17 protein-coding genes are annotated in these 21,214 nt (G+C 72.4%); 8 read left to right on the plus strand and 9 right to left on the minus strand.

What is annotated here, in order from left to right; translation table 11 throughout:
- Positions 1–12 precede the first annotated feature (12 nt).
- Positions 13–915: a menaquinone biosynthesis prenyltransferase MqnP gene (gene mqnP / locus ACN28C_RS07225; RefSeq protein WP_422772775.1), complete on the plus strand. Its 903-nt coding sequence runs from the start codon at positions 13–15 to the stop codon at positions 913–915.
- Positions 916–1,093: 178 nt separating this feature from the next.
- On the plus strand, positions 1,094–4,135 hold the full coding sequence (locus ACN28C_RS07230; RefSeq protein WP_422772776.1) for a hypothetical protein: 3,042 nt from the start codon (positions 1,094–1,096) through the stop codon (positions 4,133–4,135).
- Positions 4,136–4,249: 114 nt separating this feature from the next.
- On the opposite strand, the gene ACN28C_RS07235 is transcribed toward ACN28C_RS07230, so the two are convergent.
- The 4 genes from ACN28C_RS07235 to ACN28C_RS07250 form a co-directional block, all read right to left on the minus strand.
- Positions 4,250–4,897, minus strand: a complete 648-nt coding sequence (locus ACN28C_RS07235) for a hypothetical protein (protein WP_422772777.1) — start codon at positions 4,895–4,897, stop codon at positions 4,250–4,252.
- The gene (locus ACN28C_RS07240) at positions 4,894–5,121 is read right to left on the minus strand and encodes an anti-sigma factor family protein (protein ID WP_422772778.1); all 228 of its coding nucleotides are present in this window, start codon (positions 5,119–5,121) and stop codon (positions 4,894–4,896) included. Before ACN28C_RS07240 ends, ACN28C_RS07235 begins: the two co-directional genes overlap by 4 nt.
- Before the next feature lie 8 nt (positions 5,122–5,129).
- Positions 5,130–6,374 (minus strand): GNAT family N-acetyltransferase, encoded by a 1,245-nt coding sequence (locus tag ACN28C_RS07245; RefSeq protein ID WP_422772779.1) that lies wholly within the window; start codon positions 6,372–6,374, stop codon positions 5,130–5,132.
- Between the two features lie 140 nt (positions 6,375–6,514).
- Entirely contained in the window at positions 6,515–7,813 is a 1,299-nt protein-coding gene (locus ACN28C_RS07250; RefSeq protein WP_422772780.1) for a terpene synthase family protein, read from the minus strand.
- 272 nt (positions 7,814–8,085) lie between these two features.
- Between ACN28C_RS07250 and ACN28C_RS07255 the strand changes: the two genes are divergently transcribed.
- On the plus strand, positions 8,086–8,715 hold the full coding sequence (locus ACN28C_RS07255; RefSeq protein WP_422772781.1) for a UbiX family flavin prenyltransferase: 630 nt from the start codon (positions 8,086–8,088) through the stop codon (positions 8,713–8,715).
- 238 nt (positions 8,716–8,953) lie between these two features.
- On the opposite strand, the gene ACN28C_RS07260 is transcribed toward ACN28C_RS07255, so the two are convergent.
- Complete coding sequence (locus tag ACN28C_RS07260) at positions 8,954–9,235, minus strand: BldC family transcriptional regulator (RefSeq protein WP_101368527.1); 282 nt, start codon at positions 9,233–9,235, stop codon at positions 8,954–8,956.
- 248 nt (positions 9,236–9,483) lie between these two features.
- On the opposite strand from ACN28C_RS07260, the gene ACN28C_RS07265 reads away from it, so the two are divergent.
- Both ACN28C_RS07265 and ACN28C_RS07270 read left to right on the plus strand, forming a co-directional pair.
- The gene (locus ACN28C_RS07265; protein WP_422772782.1) at positions 9,484–9,948 is read left to right on the plus strand and encodes an Lrp/AsnC family transcriptional regulator; all 465 of its coding nucleotides are present in this window, start codon (positions 9,484–9,486) and stop codon (positions 9,946–9,948) included.
- Between the two features lie 26 nt (positions 9,949–9,974).
- The gene (locus tag ACN28C_RS07270) at positions 9,975–11,066 is read left to right on the plus strand and encodes a PLP-dependent cysteine synthase family protein (RefSeq protein WP_422772783.1); all 1,092 of its coding nucleotides are present in this window, start codon (positions 9,975–9,977) and stop codon (positions 11,064–11,066) included.
- A 31-nt stretch (positions 11,067–11,097) separates the two neighbouring features.
- Here the strand turns inward: ACN28C_RS07270 and ACN28C_RS07275 are convergent, their stop codons facing one another.
- The 4 genes from ACN28C_RS07275 to ACN28C_RS07290 form a co-directional block, all read right to left on the minus strand.
- A complete protein-coding gene (locus ACN28C_RS07275; protein WP_422772784.1) occupies positions 11,098–11,718 on the minus strand; it encodes a putative glycolipid-binding domain-containing protein in 621 nt (206 codons plus the stop codon).
- Between the two features lie 76 nt (positions 11,719–11,794).
- The gene (locus ACN28C_RS07280) at positions 11,795–13,513 is read right to left on the minus strand and encodes a DEAD/DEAH box helicase (RefSeq protein WP_422772785.1); all 1,719 of its coding nucleotides are present in this window, start codon (positions 13,511–13,513) and stop codon (positions 11,795–11,797) included.
- Between the two features lie 226 nt (positions 13,514–13,739).
- Positions 13,740–15,740 carry a hypothetical protein gene (locus tag ACN28C_RS07285; RefSeq protein ID WP_422772786.1) on the minus strand — a complete coding sequence of 667 codons (2,001 nt, stop codon included), beginning with the start codon at positions 15,738–15,740 and terminating at the stop codon, positions 13,740–13,742.
- Between the two features lie 173 nt (positions 15,741–15,913).
- Positions 15,914–17,446: an NlpC/P60 family protein gene (locus ACN28C_RS07290; RefSeq protein WP_422772787.1), complete on the minus strand. Its 1,533-nt coding sequence runs from the start codon at positions 17,444–17,446 to the stop codon at positions 15,914–15,916.
- Positions 17,447–17,698: 252 nt separating this feature from the next.
- On the opposite strand from ACN28C_RS07290, the gene ACN28C_RS07295 reads away from it, so the two are divergent.
- The 3 genes from ACN28C_RS07295 (at position 17,699) to pstC (ending at position 21,214) form a co-directional block, all read left to right on the plus strand.
- Positions 17,699–18,814: an aminofutalosine synthase MqnE gene (locus tag ACN28C_RS07295; RefSeq protein WP_422772788.1), complete on the plus strand. Its 1,116-nt coding sequence runs from the start codon at positions 17,699–17,701 to the stop codon at positions 18,812–18,814.
- 895 nt (positions 18,815–19,709) lie between these two features.
- A complete protein-coding gene (locus tag ACN28C_RS07300; RefSeq protein WP_422772789.1) occupies positions 19,710–20,189 on the plus strand; it encodes a hypothetical protein in 480 nt (159 codons plus the stop codon).
- Positions 20,177–21,214 (plus strand): phosphate ABC transporter permease subunit PstC, encoded by a 1,038-nt coding sequence (gene pstC, locus ACN28C_RS07305; protein WP_422772790.1) that lies wholly within the window; start codon positions 20,177–20,179, stop codon positions 21,212–21,214. The genes ACN28C_RS07300 and pstC overlap by 13 nt, the downstream gene beginning before the upstream one ends.

The following is a 21,214-nucleotide window of genomic DNA, read 5'->3' on the forward strand; positions in this document are numbered from 1 at the left end:
AAGGTGGTACAGGTGACGGCGGTCGCGGAGTCGCCGGGGCGGGTGAAATCCTTCCTCCGGCTGGTGGCGATCGAGCACTCGGTCTTCGCGCTGCCGTTCGCCTATCTCTCGGCGCTGACCGCGATGCAGCGGCACGGTGGGCAGGTGCGCTGGCTCGACCTGCTGCTGATCACCATCGCCATGGTCGGGGCGCGGACCTTCGCCATGGCGGCGAACCGGATCATCGACCGGCGGATCGACGCACGCAACCCGCGTACCGCCGGCCGGGAGTTGGTGACCGGGGCGGTGAGCGTCCGGACGGCCTGGACCGGCGCACTCGTCGCGCTGGCGGTCTTCCTCGCCGCCGCCGCCGCGCTCAACCCGCTCTGCCTGGCCCTGGCCCCGCTCGCCGCGATCCCGCTGGTCGTCTACCCGTACGGCAAGCGGTTCACCGACTGGCCGCACGCGATCCTGGCGATCGCCCAGATGGTCGGCCCGGTCGGCGCCTGGCTCGCGGTCACCGGCACCTTCGCCGACTCCGGGCCGGCCTGGCTGCTCGGCGCGACGGTCGGGCTCTGGATCGGCGGCTTCGACCTGATCTACGCCTGCCAGGACACCGATGTCGACCGGCGGATCGGGGTACGCAGCGTCCCCGCCCGGTACGGCCTCCGGTTCGCTCTGCACGCCTCGACCGTGGCCCACGTGGTGACGTTCGTCCTCTTCATCTGGTACGGCGAACTGGTCGGGCTGGGCTGGCTCTGGTGGGTCGGGCTGGCGCTGACCGCGCTCGCCTTCGGCTACCAGCACGTGGTGGTCACCCCGAACGACCTGTCCCGGGTCAACCGGGCGTTTTTCACCGCCAACGGGTTCGTCGGGATCGCCCTCTTCGTCTTCGCCGTGCTCGATCTGGTGGTCCGGCTCGACCTCGCCGGGTAGCGAGGTACGACGGTACGGACACGACTGTCGTCGGTCGACCGCGGCGTATGGGGCGGTACCCGGAGGCGTATGGGGCGTACCAGGCGGCGTATCGGACGTGTCCGGCGGCGTATCGGGCGATACCAACCACGCGCTAGGACTATCGACAGTCCTTCCTGTACAAATTGACAATGACGCCGTGACAAAGAGTGAGCGCAAGGTCTGGGTTGTCGGCGGCTCCGTGTCGGCGGCGGTGCTGGTGGTCATCGCGGTCGTCGGATGGCTCCTCGGTGCCGAGGCGGTCGGTTCGGTCGTCGGTGTCGGCGGCCTCCTCGTGGCGATCATCAGTCTCGCCCCGCTACTGACCGGAAGGTCCGCGCCGGCGGCGGATGCCCCGCCGGGGTCCGTCACCGTGATCCGGGCCGGGCTGCTCGGCCGGGTGCGCCGGGTGCTGGTCCGGGCCGCCGGCGGGAGCCGGAGCGAGGTCTTGGCCGGCCCGGGCGGCATCGTCGAGGACGCCAACGTCGACCACCACTCCGCACCGCCCTTGCAGGCGGCGCCGAGTGAGCCGGCGGCACCGGCAGCACAGGCGACACCGGCCGCACCGGCGGCACCGGCCGTACCGGTCCGTACCCGGGTGTCTGAGCCTGGCGGCGACCTGCCGCCGTCGTTGCCGGCCCCGGTCGTGTCGCCGGCTCGTGCGGTCGTGTCGAGGGCCCGATCGTCCGAAGTGGAGTTGGAAGTCCGGTTGGTCGACGGAATGGTCAGCCGCGATGCACAGCTCGACCGGATTCTCCAGAAAATCCACAGTGGCGCGACCGGGATATTCGCGGTGCTCGGCGGGCACGGCATGGGCAAGTCCGCGTTCCTGCGGCAACTGCACGACCGAATCGACCGCGACGCACCGGACGTGCTGCGAATGCCCGCGAACGGTGCGATGCTCGTCGACAGGTACGGCCTCTCCGAGGCGCTCAGCGGCCAGTACGGTGACGGCCTCACCCCGACCGCAGCCGGCCTGCTGCTGGAGCGGTCGTCGAACCTGCTCGGTGATCTGGTCAGCACCTTCGCGTCGCCGTCCGGGCTCGGCCGGCCGGGCGGCAGTCGGTGGTTCGGAGAGCTGATCCTCGCGATCGCCGCGGCGAAATCGGTCGCCGACCGCCCGATCCAGGTCAACAACGAGTTCTCCACGATCGGCGGGGGCCGGGTGGAGGACAACCGGGTCAACGTGACCATCGCGGAGACGGCGGCCGCCATCGTGGAGCGTGCCCGGAAGACGCAGTGGCGGATCGACGAGGCGTTCGTCGCGGACTGGAGAGCCTGGCTGAGAGAGCGGCGCGCCGTGGTTATCCTGGACGGCTTCGAGACTCTCATCGACGACGCCGTGGGGCAGTGGCTGGTCGGGCTCGCCCGGCGGCTGCCGAACACCCTCGTCGTCGTCCCGCTCGTCCCCGGCGACTACGCGGAACACGTCCGGAGCCTGGTGGACCCGGATCGCTCGCAGGGTCTCCCGTTCCTCTCCGTCGCCGAGGTACGGCAGTACCTGCGGCACCACCTGGGCGGTGGCGCGACAGCGGAGCTGGCCGAGGCGGTGCACGACTTCACCGGCGGACATCCGTCCGCCGTCGGGCTCGTCCACCGCCTCATCCAGGAGCGCGGTGACGAGGTCCGGCAGCCCGACCGGCTGCGCGGCGTGCTGACGCGCCTCTCCGCCGACGGCGAGTTGAACGTCGCCAACCTGGTTGAGGCAGTCCTGGGCCGGCGACGGGGACTGCTGCGGGCGGTCGAGGCGGCAGCCCTGCTGAACTCCTTCGACGCGCCGTTGCTGCAACGACTCCTGGACACCGACGCGGAACTCGACGGAGCGAAGGGCCAGGTGGGACGGGGTGCGCCGGTTGCCGGCACCGTCATCGCGGAGTGCCGGCGGCTCGGCCTGCTCGACCGGGCCACCGACGGGACACGGTTCCGGGTGCACGAGTTCATCCGTCCGGCTCTGGCCGCGCAGATGGCCCAGCTCTATCCGGAGCGGTGGACTCCGATGCACCGGGCCGCCGCGACGCACTACTTCGAGCTGATCAGCAAGTTCGAGGACAGGACCGACAAGGCGTACGGCTCCTGGTACAAGTACGAGGACCCGGTCTGGCAGGCGTACGAGACCGAGTGGCTCTATCACTGTGCCCAACTGCCGGACGATCGCTACCTGACCCGGACCCGGTTCGTGCTCATCTTCATGGAGGCGTTCTGGTGGTGGGGTCTCTACGTCGATTTTCCCTTCTGCCACCATCTCCTGGAGAGCTGGGAGTCGGCGACCCAGGACGACGACGACCGGAAGTTGCTGGGACAACTGCACCGGTTCCTGCTCAACTACCTGCCCGGACCCGACAAGCCGCCGGGTCCACACTGGACCGAAGTGCGGCGGGCGCTGCGGGCCGTCCGCGAGGTCTGTGGTTTGCACAGCGGCCAGCGGGACCGGCGCCTGCCGGCCGGGGTCCAGGAGAGTCAGTTCCGCACCTCGCTCTACCTGCGACTCTTCCACGCGCACGCGCTCTGGTACGACGGCAGCCTGGCAAAGGCGGACGAGGAGTACCGCAAGCTCGAAGCGGACTTTCTCGAACTCGGCGACGACGTGATGACCGCCTGGCTCTACTACGAATGGGGTGACATAGCGATCGCCGCCGGCGACCGGGCCGGGGCCGCCGCCCACGTCGGTCGGGCCCTGCGGCTCAGCCAGGAGATGGCCGACGGGCCGGACGGCGAGGTCGACTCCGAGCTGCTGGCAAACCTGCACCGCTGCCTCGGCGACCTGTGCTGGCCGCACGACCCGGTCACCGCCGCCACCGAGTACGGGCTCGCGGTCCGGAACGCCTTCCTGTTCCAGCGCTCCGCAGACGCCCTCGACCACAGCGTCAACCCGCCGGACGAGTACACCCAGCGCTTCTACCAGGAGATGTCGGACCGGGCGACCGGCCGGGCCCGCGAATCGGCGTCCCGGGCCGATCGGGACGGGATTCTCGCCGCCCTGGTGGCGCCTACCGGCGGTGCGGTGCCGGGTGACCTCCGGCCAGGGGTGCTGACCGGACTCTTCCCGCGCAACGTACTCGAAGGGGAGTTGCATCGCCGCGAGTCGGAGTTCGCCGACTACTGGGGTGATCTGGTAGAGGGATGGGACCTCGACGTCCTCGCGGAGATGGAACGGGCGATCGCCCTCGCGGACCGGATCGGCACGGAAACGCCGGCCGGATAGGCAGACCGGGCCGCGTCGGCCGGATGGTGCCGCGGCCGGCCGGATGGTGTCGCGCTCAGCCGGATGGTGTCGCGCTCAGCCGGATGGTGTCGCGCTCAGCCGGATGGTGCGCGCTCAGCCGGTGGCGAGCCCGAGCCGCCTGGTCAGCCACTCCGCCTGCCAGGCTCGCTCCAGCAGGTAGCGATCGACGCCGTCGTCACCGGTCCGCGCATCGGCGGCCCGCGCCGCCACGTAGCCGAGCGCGGCCACGGGATAGCTCTCCACCATCTCGACCGCGTCCGCGAGATAGCCACAGACCCACGCCGCGACGCTCCGGCCGCGCAGCGCGGCGCGTTCCTGACGGGCCATAGCGAGGTCGGCGACCTCACCGAGGTCGACCGGCCCAACCGTGGCCAGCCGCTCGGCGGCCGCGACGAGTGAGCCGTCGTCCAGCGCGTCACCGCACTCCTCGGCGGCATGCCCGGCGATCCGGGTCAGGCAGGCACGGACGAACTCCTGCCGCGCCTGCGCGTTCCACTCGCCGACCTGTTCCCGCAGGTGGCCACGCCCGGCGATCACCTGGCGCTCCATCGCCAGCACCGGCCCCTCGACCTCCACCTCCCACAACTCGTCGTGCAACCAGTACGGCAGATCGTCGACCCGGCAGACGTGCAAACCCTGCCGGCACGGCACGATCGCCGGCTCCGATCGCCACGCCGTCGACCAGGTCTGGCGGGAGAAGGGTCCGATCCGGCCGGCGGCAAGGAACTTGTAATACCTCACGGCGCATCCCCCTGGAGCCGCGCGAGGAGGCGTCCCGGGGTCTGCGGTCCCGCCAGCTCCAGGAGCGCCGCACGCAGGTCGGTGACCTTGCCGACGTACTCCAGGCACGGTGGGCAGACCAGCAGGTGCAACTCGACCAGCTCCCGCTGCGCGGGGTCGAGGGCGCCGTCGATCCAGCTTCCGACCAGCCGGACGGTCTGGTCGCAGCGGAGGTAGCCGTCCATCCGCCCTCCTACCGGGCGTCGTCGTTCAGGAAGGAGACGACCTCCATGCGGGCCGCCTCCAGGATCGCGAGGTAGTGCTCCGGCGCCTGCCCGGCGAGTTCGGCCGCCTCCGGCAGGGTCAGATCGACCACGTCGGAGAGGAGCAGGAGCAGTCGGGGCAGCGGCGGCAGCCGGCGGATCGCCCGTTCGACCCGCTCCGGGGCCAGCACCTCGGCATCCCAGCTGGGAGGCGTCTCCCGCCACCAGCCCGCCCACGGGTCGGCGTCACCCGCGAACCAGTCGGCCAGCACCGAGGCGTCGCCCGGGTCGGGGGAGACGAAGACGAGCCCGGCGCCGGAGAGCCGGTCCAGGAACTCGGCGACGACGGTGCGGCGGGGCCGGGGAAGCTCCTCACCCGTCGCCATCCGGGCGAGCACCCGCTCCCACACCTCGTCCAGCAGTGCCGCGCCCCGCTCGTCGACGGCGAGCAGCCGGGCGGCGACCGCCGTGCCGGGATAGTCGCGCCGCAACAGCTCGCCGGTGACCAGCAACGGCGGCACCTCGGCGTACTGCTCCGGTGACAGCAGGACCAGCGGGTCGGGCTCGCGGTCGACCCGGGCCAGCAGCCCGGCGTACGCCATGTCGGCGGACTCGTCGGCCCCCTCCGAATCCGTGTAGTACTCGCTGACGAAGCCGCGCAGTGTCTGCCGGGGGAGCGTCTCGTCCCCGGCGGCGGCGAGCAGCAGCATGCCGCCCACCCGGTCGGCGCCCGGCCGGACCCGGGGTTGCACGAACGGGCTCGGCAGCAGCCGGAAACCGGCCCGGGCGTAGAAGCGGAGCCGCTTGACCGGGTCACCGTGCGGCCCCGCCGGGTGGAAGCGGGGATCCTCGACCTCGGCGACCGAGACGACGGCGTCCGCCCGCTCCCGCCAGGTCGGCAGCACGTCGTGCAGGAGCGTCGAGCCGATCCGGCCGCCGCGCTGACCCGGATGGACGGCAAGGTAGCTGAGGAGCAGTACCCGGGAGGCGGGAAAGCAGTCGGCGACCATCACGCCGACCGGTGCGCCGTCCGTGAGGGCGACGGCGCCGAACGTCGACGGGTCCCCGGCCGCCATCCGGCCGGCGAGACTCTCCAGGGTCTCCAACTCGTCCGGGGGGAAGCTCGGTTCGAGGATCTCCTCGTACGCCCGGCGGAGCAGGTCGGGATCGTACGCCGTCACAAGGTCATGGACCTGGACGTGGCCGCGGGGAGAGCCGACTGCCGGGGCGTTCACCCGGTCATCCTCCAAGCCGGCTCGGGCACCCCGCAAGCCGACGAACGGTCCGACCCGGGTTGCCGGCCGGACCCCCGGCCACGGCCCCGGGTTGCCGGGCCGGACCCCGGCCCGGGTGTTGAGGCGGTGGGGGTTGTCCACTACGAACGGTAGCGGGCGCTCTCCATGGACCAGTCCATGGTGCCGCGCACCGAGTTGGCCAGGCCGTCCAGGTAGTGCCGCAGCGGCCCGTCCAGCGCCGGCCCGAAGGACGGCACCGCGTCGCGCAGTTCGACGAACCGCCGCATGCTCTGCTGCCACCGCCGGACGACGACCTTAATCGCCGACTCGACCGGGATCCTCTGCTCCCGGGCCACCGCCAGCACCAGGTTGTGCCCGCCGGAGGTGGCCGCGTCCCGCTCCAGCGACAGCAGGTCGTTGAACCAGGAGAGCAAATCGTTGGCGGTGTCGGCGACGGCGCGTACCGCCGGGTGGTGGTAGACCGCGTCCGGCACCGGTTGCCCGGTCGCGAACTCGATCAGCGCGTACGAGACGTACGCCGCGGACGTCGCCCGGCGCAGCGGCACGTACTCGGCGACGCCGGGCAGCCGCCCGCTGGCCTTGTTCGTCGCCTCGGTGACGACGCCGTCCAGGTGGTGCGCCACGGCGTCGACGAAACGGTCCCGCCAGGCTGCCGACATCCGGTGGTACGGCAGCCGCCAGGCGTCGGCCAGCATCCGCCGCAGCGGTCCGTCGAACGCCTCTGCCCTGGCCGCAGGCTGGTTCCCCGCCCGGCTCTGCGCGGGGCCGATCAGCCGGGCTGTCGGTTGGTTGGCGGCTCGGGCGCTCGGTGTCGCGGCCGAGCCATGCTGCCCGGCGCGGGACTGCGGGGAGGCCGTCGCCGGTGGGGAGGAGGCCGCCACCTGCTGGTGTGCCGCCACCTGCTGGTGTGCCGTTGTCTGCTGGTGTGCCGTTGTCTGCTGGTGTGCCGGCCGGGGCTGCGGAGGGCCCGGGTTCCCGGTCCGGTGTGCCGGGCCGGCACCGGCGCCGGCCGGCGCCGGCGGACCCGTGCCGAGATGCGGCCCGGGTGCTCCGGACCGGGGTACCGGTACGGCCGGCGGCAGCTCGGCCCGGAGCAACCGCAACACGCCGTCGCAGAGCGCCGCCACCTCCGCCGGGCGGGGCCGCCGGGCCGCGTCGCAGGCGTCGTCGAGCAGGAAGAACCAGGTGAACAGGGCGGCGAGCACCCGTAGGTCGGCTTCGGTGGCCTCCGGGTAGAGCCGGCCCGCGTAGCGTGCGATACCGCCCCGGGCCATACGCTTCCGCGCAGCCGCGTCGAGCGGACCACCGACCCGGTCCGCCCAGTCGACCAGCCACTCCTGCACGGCGTCGGCGTGTGGGCAGAGGCGTGGCGGTATCGGACAGCGAAGCTCGGCAGCCCACGAGCTGACCAGGGACATGCCCGGCCCTCCTTCGATTCCCGTATGCGCGGACAGGATTGCCGTACGCGCGGGCGGACGTGAGCAGCATTGCAGTTTCCGGCCTGTTTGTGATCGCCGTCGGGTAGGTCCCATCTCGCAGAACGTGGTGATCCGGTCACCTGTCACCGCCCCGCGCTGCACGCTCCCGCCGCTGCGGGCCGACCGGCACGCTGCCCGGTCCTGGGGCCGGCGCCCGGGCTCGCGGCGGGGGCGCCCGGCGCCCGGTCCGGCGTGTGGGGCAGGCTGGTGGCATGAGAAGGCCGTGGGTGGTCGGCGTCTCCGGGGCCTCGGGGACGCCGTATCCGGCCGCCGTGCTCGGCGGGCTGATCGACGCGGGCGAGCCGGTGGACCTGGTCGTCTCCCGGGCGGCCCGGCTGACGATCCTCGACGAGACGGGGCACCCGTTCCGGGACGCGCACTGGAAGGACGATCTCGCCGCCTGGCTGGGGCGGGACCCCACCGGCGCGGACGTCGCGTACTGGCCTGCCGGAGATCTCGCGGCGGGGCCGAGCAGCGGTTCGTATCCGACCCGGGGCATGGTGGTGGTGCCGGCGAGTACGGCGGCGTGCGCCGGGATCGCGATCGGCCTTTCCAAGGACCTGCTACAGCGAGCGGCCGAGGTCAACCTGAAGGAGCGCCGGCCGGTCGTGGTGGTGCCCCGAGAGACACCGGTCACCCGCAGCCACCTGGAGCACCTGATCGCCCTGCACGATGCCGGGGCGGTGGTGCTGCCGGCGAGTCCGGGCTTCTACGGTGCCGGGGCCGCCGCCTCGGCGCGGCAGCTTGTGGACTTCGTGGCCGGAAAGGTGCTCGACGCACTCGGTGTGCCACATTCGCTGTTTCGGCGCTGGTCCGGCGAGCTGGGAGCCGATCGCGGTTGACCGCCGCCGGTCGACTCCCGCCCGCCGTGTGTCGGCACCTGCTCAGGCCCGTCGCCCGAGGCCCGTCGCCCGAGGTTCGTAGCCCGAGGTTCGTAGCCCGAGGTTCGTAGCCCGAGGTTCGTAGCCCGAGGTTCGTAGCCCGAGGTTCGTAGCCCGAGGCCCGTTTTCGAGGCCCGTTTTCGAGGTCCGGCCCGGAGGCTGGGCCCTGGCCCGGGAGGTGGGCCCGGCACGGAAGGGCTCAGTGCAGGCCGACGTTTCCGGCGCCGGCCGGCCCGGGTCCACTCGGGGTGGCGGGGCCGGCGTTTCGCGGCCGGTTCGCGATGCCCTCGTCGACCTCGTCGAGCATGCCCTCACCCTCGAGCAGCGCCCGCACCTCCGACTCCCGGAAGCGGCGGTGCCCACCCGGTGTTCGGATGCTGCCGATACGCCCGGCCGCGGCCCAGCGTGTGACGGTCTTCGGATCGACGCGGAAGAGCGCTGCCACCTCGCCCGGCGTCAGCAGACGATCTCCAGTGTCCACAGCCCCCTCCTCGCGTCTACGAAGCCCCCGGACTGGTAGGACCGCCCCCAGAACACATGCTTGCCAGAGCCTTCGTTTAAGGGACGTACGGCAATTACAACACCGCCGGAGTGTCGTGTCCGGCAAACGCGAAAACGTACTGTCTGTGAGGTTAGCCGGGACGATTTACGGTATTCAAGCGCTTTGTCCGCAACAATGCCGCCGCCCCGGGCGGTCGCTCCGTCCGCCGCGACTAGGGTCTGAAGACCGTGGACGCCATCGACCTGAGCCTCGTCGACCTGCTGCGCGGCAATGCCCGCCTTTCCTACGCCGAACTGGCCCGGCAGGTCGGCCTCTCCGCACCGGCGGTGCACGAGCGGGTGGGGAAGCTGGAGGCGGCCGGCGTGATCCGGGGCTATCGGGCCGACGTCGAGCCGGAGGCGATCGGGCTCGGCGTGACGGCGCTGATCGGCATCGTCCAGGACTCGGGCGGGGACACCGACGACGTGATCGGGGCACTGCGGGACATGCCGGAAATCGAGTCCTGCTACTTCATGGCCGGAGTGGAATCGTTCCTGCTCAAGGCGCGTGTCGGCACAATTGCCGAGTTGGAGCAGCTCATCCTGCGGCTGAACCGTACCGCCGGAGTGGCCTCGACCCGTACGGCGGTGGCGCTCTCGACGAAATGGGAGAACCGCACCCAGCCGGTCACCCGTGCTGACCCGGCCGCCTAGCCGACCGGTTGCTAGGTTTCCTGGTCATGGACGAGCTCGACCGGTGCGACGACGCCGAACGCGCCTGGGTCACCGACGCGATCGCGGCGGTGGAGGCGGACGCGAACCGTTCCGCCGACACCCACCTGCTCTGCTTCCCGCTCCCGCGCGAGTGGGGGATCGACCTCTATCTCAAGGACGAGTCGGTGCACCCGACCGGGTCGCTGAAACACCGGCTGGCCCGATCGCTCTTCCTCTACGGACTCTGCAACGGCTGGATCGGCCCGAACACCACAATCGTGGAGGCGTCGTCGGGCTCGACGGCGGTCTCCGAGGCGTACTTCGCCCGCATGCTGGGGGTGGAGTTCATCGCCGTGATGCCGGCCAGCACCTCGCCGGAGAAGATCGCCCTCATCGAGTTCCAGGGCGGGAAGTGCCATCTGGTCGAGGATCCGGCCGCCGTCGTGCTCGAGGCCCGCTGGCTCGCCGAGGACCTGGGCGGGCACTTCATGGACCAGTTCACGTACGCCGAACGGGCCACCGACTGGCGGGGCAACAACAACATCGCCGAATCCGTCTACGCCCAGCTCGCGCTGGAACGGCATCCCGTTCCCGAGTGGATCGTGGTCGGGGCCGGCACCGGCGGCACCAGCGCGACCATCGGCCGCTATCTCCGCTACCGGCGCCTACCGAGCCGGCTCTGCGTGGTCGATCCGGAGAACTCCGCGTTCTACCCCGCCTGGACCTCCGCCGACTGGTCGACCACCACCGACACCGGTTCGCGGATCGAGGGGATCGGCCGGCAACGCGTCGAGGCGTCATTCCAGCCGAGCGTCGTCGACCGGATGGTGCTGGTGCCCGACGCGGCCTCGCTGGCCGCCATGCGGGTCGCCTCGACGGTGCTCGGCCGGCGCGTGGGCGGCTCGACCGGCACCAACCTGTGGGGCGCGTTCGGCCTGATCGCGCAGATGCGGGCCGCCGGTCGGACCGGTTCGGTGGTGACGTTGCTCTGTGACGGCGGAGAACGCTACGCCGACACGTACTACTCGGACGAGTGGGTCGCCGAGCGAGGGCTCGACCTGGCGCCGTACCGGTCGACGGTCCAGCACTTCCTGGCTACCGGCGAATGGCGTGGCTGACGCTCCGCCCGGACGTCCTGCGCGGCGCGGATCAGTGGCGCTGCGCCAGTCCGGGATAGTGCCGCACGAAACCGTCGGCGTCGAGGGTCAGGTCGGCGGTGAAGCCCTGGCTGGCGAAGCGCACGTTACCCTCCGCCAGCACGGTGTAGACCTGCTCGGCCGGCACCACCTGGAGGCTGGGCACCAGCACCCGGACCGCGACTATCCGGTGCGAGCTGCCCGGCGCGGCGTCGCGTAGCCCGAGTCGACGTACCGGGAGGGTGTTGAAGAGCGGTGAGGCGCTCAGGTCGACGTCGACGGCCTCGGCGAGCCGCTCCGGCTCCTCGGTGCCGGGCAGCCCGGCACCCGGCCTGCCGGCGGCGGTCAGCGCGGCGTCCAGGTCGCCCTGCTCGGCCGTGCTGGCCCGCCAGCGTCCGGCGGCCCGCTCCAGCCGCAGCGTACGCAGCCAGCCCGCCCCCTCGCAGCTGACCTCCAGCCCTGCCGTCGCCCAGTGCTCGTCGGTGCGCAACTCGTAACGACAGGTGAACGGGATCGGGTCGACGGCGAGCGCGGTGCCCCGGGCGGTGAGCCCACGGCGGTCGGCGGCGAATGCGTGGTCGGCGCCGGGCACGTCGGTCCGGCTCCAGAACAGGGTCTTCGGCATGGTCGACATGCCCATGGACGTTACCTTCGCCCGCCGCCGACCGCTTTCGCTCCGGACCAGGACCGGCCGGCCCGGCGTCGCCCGGTCAGCGGGTCGACGTCGGGCGGCGGCCGTCGAAGCGGTGGTCGCGGCGGCCCCGCCGCTCGTCCGGACGCTCGCCGCCACGGTCGTCACGCGGACGGTCGTCCCGGGAACGGTCCCAGACCGGCCGGTCGGCGCGCGGCCGGCCCTCGTGCCGGAAGCCGCCGTGCCGCCCACCGGAGCGCCATTCGCCGCCCCGGTCGCCACGGCCACCCTGCTGCACACCACCACCGTCGCCGTGGCGGCGCTCGCCCTGGCCGCGTTCGCCGTGGCGGCGCTCGCCCCGTGGGCGGTCACCGTAGCGTCGGTCGGTGCGGGACCGGTCGAGGCGTCCTCCGGCGACGCGGCGCGGTGCCGGCGGATCGTCGGCAACCGGTACGCCGCTGGGCTGCCGGGCTCCGGTCACCTCGGCCAGCGCAGCATCGCCGGAACGGACCCGGGTCTGCGCCGGCTCGACGCCGGCCTTCTGCAGCATGGCAAGGGTGGACCTGCGCTGCTTGGGCAGCACCAGGGTGGCGACCGCCCCGGACTCGCCGGCCCGCGCCGTACGGCCGGCCCGGTGCAGATAGTCCTTCGGGTCCGTCGGCGGGTCCACGTGCACCACCAGCGATACGCCGTCGACGTGGATGCCCCGGGCCGCCACGTCGGTGGCGACCAGGACGTTCATCCGGCCCTCGCGGAACTCGGCGAGGGTGCGGGTACGTACCCGCTGGGTCTTGCCGCCGTGCAACGCGCCGGCCCGGACGCCGACCGCCGCCAACTGCCCCACCAGTCGGTCGACACCCAGCTGGGTCCGGGCGAACATCATGGTGCGGCCCGGCCGGGCCGCGATGGAGGCCGCCACCGCGAACTTGTCGTGCGGTGGGATCAACAGCAGGTGATGGTCCATCGTGGACACGGCGGCGGTCGGCGGTGCCGTCGAGTGCGTGACCGGGTCGGTCATGAACCGCTTGACGAGGGCATCGACGTCGCCGTCGAGCGTGGCGGAGAAGAGCAGTCGCTGTGCACCGGCCGGCGTCTTGGCGAGCAGGTCGGTGACGTCGGGCAGGAAGCCCATGTCGGCCATCTGGTCGGCCTCGTCCAGCACGGTGACCTCGATGTCGTCGAGGTTGCAGACGCCCCGCGCGATCAGGTCGGCCAGCCGGCCCGGCGTCGCCACGACGACCTCGACCCCCCGGCGCAGCGAGTCGATCTGGCGGTCGTACGGCACGCCCCCGACGGCGGTCTTGAGGAACACCCCGAGTGCCCGGCCGAGCGGCATGAGCGCGTCGTTCACCTGCATCGCGAGTTCCCGCGTCGGCACCAGGACCAGCGCCCTCGGATGGTGCGCCCGGGCCCGGGGACCGGCCGCCATCCGGGCCAGTACGGGCAGCCCGAAGGCGAGCGTCTTGCCCGAGCCGGTCTGCCCCCGACCGAGCACGTCCCGCCCGGCGAGCGCGTCCGGCACGGTGGCCCGCTGGATCTCGAACGGCGTGTCGATGCCCTCGCGGCTCAGCGCACGGACGAGCTGGCGGGGCAGCCCGAGCGCGGCGAAATCGGCCGGCCCGACGCCAACGGCCTCCCGAGTGGCGGTCTCCTCCTGGCCGGCGGTGGTCACTTCCTGGCCGGCGGTGGTCACTTCCTGGCCGGCGGTGGTCACTTCCTGGCCGGCGGTGGTCACTTCCTGGCCGGCGGCGATGTCCTGCCCCGCGCCGGACCGTGCGTCGAAGACGGATGGAAACATGCTGGGATCAGCAAAGGTCGTCAAAGATACCTCTCAAGCGGGGCGCATCTTCGCGATGGCCCGCCACGACGGAGGTCGCTGGCGATTCGCCCGCAAGATCGCCCAGAGGCGCGCGGCGCGCGCCAGGTCAATAATCCCACCAAGTGTACGGCGACCTGCCGCCGCTGCCACTTCGCCGCGCTCGCCAGTGGGCAGGCTCACCAGCGCCAACCGCTGCCGGGCGCGGTCAGCTGCTGAGCAGACCGTCGAAGAGGCTGCTGAACGCGTCGCCCGCCAGCAGCACCACGAGCAGCCCGACCGCCAATAGGATGCCCAGCCCGATCAGGAGCACCAGCACCACCCTGGCGGTGTTCGTCTTCTGCGACGGGGTGTCCGTCCACCCCTGGGCCAGGATGTGCCCCGTCAACGAGCCGGAGTTCTCCACCTGGTTGCTGGGGATCGAGACGGTGACGTGCCCCTCCGGGCCGCCGTACACGGTGCCCTCGGTCCGCTGGTTCCGCGCCCACTCCCGGTAGCCCGGAGAGTGCGGCGACATCCTGTCGTTCGGCGGCGGGGGTGGCGAGGCGGGGCCGGCGGCCGGCGGGCGGGGACCGGCCGGTGCCGGGGCGGCGGGTTCGGGGGCGACAGCCGGACCCGGGGCGGCGTCGGGCAACGAGTAGCCGGACGCATCGCCACGCGCCGCACTGACCGAGGACATCGGGTTCGTCGGCGGCGGCCATGCGGGCAGGGCGGGCGCCGGTACCACGAACGCGGCCGGAGACGGCGCAGCGTCCGGCCGCCCACCCGGCCCACCGGAGGTGGGCGTCGCCGGGTACGCCGGCGCGGCCGATGTCGGCGGAAACGGCACCGGACCGGGCGGGGTCGGCCCAGGATCGGGCGGCCTGGGTGGGTAGGGCCCGGGACCCGGGGGCACCGGGCTCGGCCCCGGACTCGGGGAGGGCGGCACCGGCCGGGGCGGTGCGGGCGGGAACGGCGGCGGCATCGGCGGCACCGGTGCGGGTTCCGGCGTCGGCTCGGGCGTGGGTTCGGGCGTCGGTGCCGGGAGCGGTACGGGCGCCGGGCTCGGATCCGGTGCGGGTTCGGGGACCCGCGGCGTCGGCGGTCGAGGCGGCTCGGACTCCCCGGCGGACCCCGGTGGGCGGAGCTGCGCCGGCGGGTTCCCCTGCTCCGGCTCGCTGCTGCGATAGACCTTCGCCACCCCTGGTATCGCCGCGACGGCGGCGACCTCGGTCGGCAGTACCGGCGACAACCCCGGCACCGAGGCACTGGCCCGGGTGACAGCGGCGCCGGCAGCACGTGGCGCCTTGCGCTGCGGCGGCACCGTGTATCCGGGCGTGCTGGTGGCGGCGGGTCCAGCCGTGTTCCGGGACGGCTGGTCGGATGGTGCCCGTGGTGCCGGCGGAGTGGCAGCGGGAGGAGTCGTGAAGTGCACCGCCTCGGGCCGTTCCCGTGCCTCTTCCACCGGCTCGGCCTGACCCGATCCGGGACGGTCGGTGGCGGCAGGTGGGACGGAAGCCGACGCCGCCGGCGGCGACTTGACGGCGTTGGCAAACGCCGACCACGGTGAATCCAGCGCCGGAGTCTGCGGCCGGCGCCGTTGCAGTGGCGGCACGGGCGTCGCGGGAGTTGCCGGCGTCAGCGGATTGAAGGATTCCGGCGATGGCGTCGAGGTGGCCGAGTCGGCCAGCTCACCGGCCCGGTAGGTGCGGCTGCCGGAGGAAGCGGCGGGCATGGCGGCGATCTCGGCTGCGGTAGGGGTGGTGGCGGCCGCACTCACCGCCCGGCCCCTGACCCGCGGGTCGGCCGCAGGGACCGCTGCCGCAGAGTCAGACTCGGCCGGCGGTGGTTCGGCTTCCGGCTCGGCCGACGGTGGCTCCGCCTCCGGCGGCCCGGCTGCTGGCGGCTCGACGGCCGGGTTCACCTCGACGGCCGGCTCGCGCTCCGCGGACACCGCGGCGGGCGCCCCGGTGCCGGAAGACGCGTCGGCGGCCGTCTCCGCCGGGGAATGCGGCGAAGCGGCCGGCTCGGGCGCAGGTCTGCTGGTCGGCGGATCATGCGGTGCGCCCGCCCAGAGTGCACCGGCAGCGGGCGGTGGCGGCGGTTGGTAGGCCTTGGAAGGCTCCGCCTCGGCCGGCGGCTCCGGCAGGGCGGTGCCGACCGGCGGTAGCGGTGGCAACGGGGACAGCTCGCTGTCGTCCACGCCGTCCCGACCGGAACGGGTAGCCACAGCCCGACCGTCAGGCTCGGGATCTGCCACCCCGGTCGCCGGTCTGACCTGCGGATCGTCCATTGTTGCCTCCCGCGCCCACACCCGGGCCGGTAGGCCGGGTCGGAAGTACGTCAACCCTCACCGTGCCACATCCGCGCACGAGCGCACAGCCGGCCGCAGGTCCGGCACCCTCAGTCGCTGTCGGGGCTACCGTCCGCAGCCGGGCTTGTCTGGCTACGGCTCGCGCTCGGCGTACCGCCACTCGGCTCGGCGGCCGACGTGCTGACCGGCGGCGTCTGCGGCTGCGTGCTCTGCGGAGGCCTCGGCGTCGGGGCCGGCGTCACCGGCGGGGTCGGCGGAGGCGTGGTCGGCGGGGTGGCCGGCGGCGTCGTGGGCGTCGTGGTGGGCGGCGTCGCCGGTGGCGTGGTGGGCGGCTTGGTGGTCGGCGTCGGCCGTGGCGGTGTCGTCGGCGGCCGGGTGGGCGGCGTCGTGCTCGGCGGCGGCGTGGGCGCGTTCGGTCCCGGCACCGCCGGGAAGATCCGGGTCGCGGCGTAGAACCGCGACCACCAGACGGTGGAGACCTTGACCACGTCGCCGGTGGTCGGCGCGTGCACCATCTTGCCGTTGCCGATGTACATGCCGACGTGGTGGATGGTGGTCCAGCTGTTGCCGGAGGCGAAGAAGACCAGGTCGCCGGGGAGCAGCGCCTCGCGGGCGACGCTCTGGTTACGGGTGCCGTTGTACTGGTCGCGGGAGACCCGGGGGATCCGCTTACCCACCGAGAGGTAGGAGGCGAGCATCAGACCGGAGCAGTCGAACCGGTCCGGGCCCTCGGCTCCCCACAGGTACGGGTCGCCCCGCTGGGCGAGGGCGTAACGCATCGCGGCCAGCGCCTTGGGGTGGGCGACCATCCCGGCCACGCTGTCGGTGCCGATCTGCGCACCGATGCGCTGCTCCGCGGCTTCGCGGGCGCGTTCGATCGCCGCTAGCTGGTCGGCGTTGGAGCGCTTGAGCGCCACCAGGGCGGCGGAGCGTTCCTTGTATCGCTTCTCGGTCGCCGTGAACTCGGCGCCCTTCTGCTGATAGGTCTGGGACGCGGCCTGGTAGGCGGACTCCGCCTCCTGTTCGGTCCGCAGTGCCCGGGCCACCTCGCCGGCGGCCAGTTCGGAGTCGCCGGAGCGCTGCTCGCCCCGCTCGATCCGCCGCAGCAGGTCCAGGCCGTGCAGGTCGGAGCCGAACGCACCGGGCGGCAGTGCCGCTTCGTCCTTGAGGGCGCCCGCCGCCGCGTTGTCCGCCGTCGCCCGCGCATTGGCCAGGTTCATCCGGGCCGTCTGCCGGGCACCGTCGGCGGTGGTCAGCGCGGTGGTGGCCGCGTCCCGCTCCTGCCGGAGTCGCAGCAGTTGGTCGCCGAGCTGCGCGACCTCCACCTCCATGGCGAGGATCTGGCTCGCCAGCGGGCCGTTCACGCTCGGTGGCAACGGATAGGAGGTCGTCGGCGCACCGGTGGTCGGCGCGCCGGTGGTCGGCACGTTCGGCACCCCGACCGGCTCCGGTCGCACCCCCGAGTCGGGGACCGTGTTCGGCAGTGGCGGCTCGGCGTAGACCGGGGTCGCCATCGCCCCGGCGACTATCGCACCGACCACGGCCGACCAGACCAGCGGGCGTAGCACCGGCGAAAGTTCGCTGATCGGCCGGTCCGGTCGTCCGCGCCTGCTGTTGGCCATGCCGCTCCCGTTTCCGTGCACGGCAGCGCGCGCGGCGCGGCCGTGGTATCGCCGGTGGTGGTGTATCGCGTCCCACTTTGTCTTACCTCAATGCGTCGGTGATGTCGATCCGCCGGCAGGTAACGAGACGCTGAGAAGCCGGTTAAGGCTAGCCGGTCCCGTGAACCACGTCGCTGCCGCCGGCCGTCTCCGCGAGCACACCGCCGCTCCACGTAGGCTCGACGAGGATCGTGCCTGGAAGGACGTGCTGGGATGGATGCCGGACGCAAGCGTGAGCTGGAAGAGAAGGTGTACGCGGGGGCTCGGCTCAGCCGCGCCGACGGCGAGGCGCTCTACACCGCTGACGACCTGGTCTGGCTCGGCCGGCTGGCGCACCGACGGCGTGCGGGACACGGCGGTGACCAGGTGCTCTTCGCCGTCGAGCGGCGGCTGACGCTGGCCGGGGCCGGCGCGGTCGCCGAGATCGTCCGCCGGGCGACCGAGCTGGCCGCCGACGGCATCACCGGACTGCAACTCGTCGGTCCGTCGCACCCCGGCCTGCCCTGGGAGCACTATCCGGAACTGCTCCGGGCGTTGCGGGCGGCGCTGCCGGACGTCGAGTTGACCGCGTTCTCCGCAACCGACATCCACCGGCTCGAAGAGCAGACCGGGCGGACGGCCGACGAGATCCTCGACGAACTCGTCGATGCCGGGCTGGCGTCGATGACCGGTGGCGGGGCGGAGATCTTCGACCCGGAGGTACGCGCGCAGCTCGCCGTGCACGACTGCGACTGGGCGGACTGGGTCCGGATCCATCGGGCGGCCTTTGCCAGGGGGATCGGCGCCCCGGCCACCATGCGCTACGGCCACGTGGAGGAGCCCCGGCACCGCGTCGACCACCTGCTGCGGCTGCGCGAGGTGCAGGACGAGACCGGCGGGTTTGCCACCTTCGTGCCGTTGCGCCACCGGCACGACGTGGCGGATCCGACGGTCGGCGGTCCCGGCGCCGGACCGTCGGGGCGGAGCGTTCTGCCGGGGCGGAGCGTGGAGACGTCGCCGGCCGCCTCGCTGAGGACCTTCGCCGTCTCCCGGCTGCTGCTCGACAACGTGCCGCACCTGACCGCCTGCTGGGCGACCCACGGCTTCCCGGTGGCTCAGCTATCCCTCGGTTTCGGCGTGGACGACCTGGCGGGTTCGGCGGCTGCCCCGCAGGTCGCCGGCGATGCCGACCCGTTCCCGGAGCCGAACCGGGATGTCCTGCTCGACCTGATCCGGGACGCCGACTTCCGCCCGGTCGAACGGGACACCCGCCACGCCGTGGTGCGCGAGTACGACGCCCCGCCGAGCCTGGCCGAGCGGCGGGCCGTACCGCAGCGGGTCTGGGCCTGACCGCCGCCGCCCCCGGCGGGAGACCGATCAGCGCGGACACCCGCGGCGTGTGGCCTGGCGGACGAGCCCGGCACACGCTCTTAACCTCGCCCATGTCCGGCGTGCGTGTTGGCGTGCGCCGGCTGCCAGAGCGGGCGCATAGCGTACACGGTCTGTGGAGATCGATAGCGTTCAGTCCGGTCGGGTCGGACGGGCACGCGGTGCCCTGCGGTTCCGCCGCCGCCGGCAGGTGGTGGCCGTACTCGTGGGTGTCGCCGTGCTCGCCTCGCCGGCGTACGCCACCGCGGCGCCGACCCCCGGCCCGGGAGGCGCAGGCGTGGACATCACCGTGCAGGTGGCGCCCTCCGGGAGTGCGAGTCCCACGGCCGGTCCGAGCCCCACTGCCAGCCCAGGGCCGACGGGCACCCCGACATCGCCCGCCGGGTCGGGGGGTGGGTTGCCGCGCACCGGTCGCTCGCTGGTCGCGCTGGTCGCACTCGGCGCACTTCTGCTGGTGATCGGGATGGGACTGCGGCTGCTGGCGCGTCGGCGCGGCGACGATGTCGTGAGCGACGATGTCGTGATTGGGGCGGTTCGGTCCGCTGGACGAAATCAGCGGAGCAACTGACGACACGCCGGCTACCGGCGTTATCGAGCCAATGCAGAATACGTCCCAATTCCTGACTCGCCGTGAACTGATGTTTACCCCCCGCACGTCTGGCGTGAGTATTCGGATTCACGGTGCGTCATGGGTGCTGCACAACATCATCACGGTGGTTGCCCGATCGGGACGGTGCGGACGGGCATTTCAGGCCCTTACGGGAGGGATCCGGTGCAGCATCCCAGCTTCGTCTTCCTGTCCATGTCCACAGGCTCGGATTCCCGGTCGCGCGAGGGCGCTGAGGAGGTCGTCTGGATGCTCGTTTCGCCCAACAACCGGAAACTCGGCCGGGGGGACGTGGGCTACCCGACGTACGTCGAATGCTGGGCGGCCGTCGAACGGTTGCGCGACCAGCATCACCGGGCGAATGCGCTTGCAGTGACCGACGGGTTCACCGGTCAATGGGCCTGGCGGCTGGAAATCGACGGCGGGACGGTCGCTGTCTCCAGCCGGTCCTATCTACGGGCCCGGGAGTGCAACTACAACCTGGAACGGTTCCTCGCCGCGATTCCGCTGGCCGAGATCGTCGAGGGCACCCGCCTGGTGCGGAACGGTCGTGGTGGGGGGTCGCAGGCCGACCGGGCCGGCGCGCGACGTACGGCGGGCAGCCTCCTGCAACCCCGACTCCTGCCACCCCGGCCGGACGAGGAGCTGAGCGACCCGCGACGGTCCTTCGAATCCGACCTGCTCCGGCGGATCGACGACGAGACCAGGACCCGCCGGTGGCCGCGGTAGACCTCGCCCGGAGCAGCGTTCCGGCGTCTCCGGACGGGCCGGCGAGCGGTCCCCGCCGGGTGCGGGAGCGGCGCGGACCGGCCGACCTGGTGTTCCGTGGGCTAGCGCGCGGCGGCGGTCTGGTCGTGCTCTGCGTCATGCTGCTCGTCGGGGGTTTCCTGCTCTATCAGGCGCAGGACGCGTTGAGAATCGCGGGCTGGTCGTTCCTGACCACTCAGGAGTGGGACCCGGACGCCGGTGCGGGGCACTTCGGAATCGCGGCTGTGCTGACCGGTACGGTGCTGATCGCCCTGGTGGCGATCGTGGTCGCGGTGCCGCTGGCCACGGGCGCGGCGCTCTACATCTCCGAATACGCGCCGAGGCGGATCAAGCAGACGCTGATCAGTCTCGTCGACCTGATGGCCGCGGTGCCGAGCGTCGTCTACGGGCTGTGGGGTTTCTTCCTGCTCCAGGACAACGTGCTGGGGTTGAGCAACTGGATCGCCACCTATTTCGGATGGATCCCGATCTTCGAGGTCAGGGGTTCCGACCCGCGCGATCCGCTCTCGACGATGACGGTCTACACCTCGTCGACCTTTATCGCCGGACTGGTGGTGGGCATGATGATCACGCCGATCGTCTGTTCGATCATGCGGGAGGTCTTTTCCCAGGCACCGGCCGGCGAGCGGGAGGGCGCGTATGCCCTCGGCGCGACGAAATGGGGGATGATCAGGGCGGTCGTGCTTCCATTCGGCCGCGGCGGCATGATCGGCGGAACGATGCTCGGGCTGGGCCGGGCACTCGGCGAGACGATCGCGATCGTGATGATTATTTCCCCCGTCTTCGAGATCCAGCCGCGCATCCTGGAAAACGGCGCCAGCTCGGTCGCGGCCCTGATCGCCCTCAGGTACGGCGACTCCAGTGCGGCCGGCATCTCGGCACTCTTCGCGGCCGGCCTGGCCCTGTTCGTCATGACTCTGATCGTGAACTTCCTCGCCTCGATGATCATCGCTCGAAGCCGCTCCGGCGCGGCGAGCGAGGTCTGA

Source organism: Plantactinospora sp. WMMC1484 (genome assembly GCF_049315195.1).
Lineage (GTDB): Bacteria > Actinomycetota > Actinomycetes > Mycobacteriales > Micromonosporaceae > Plantactinospora.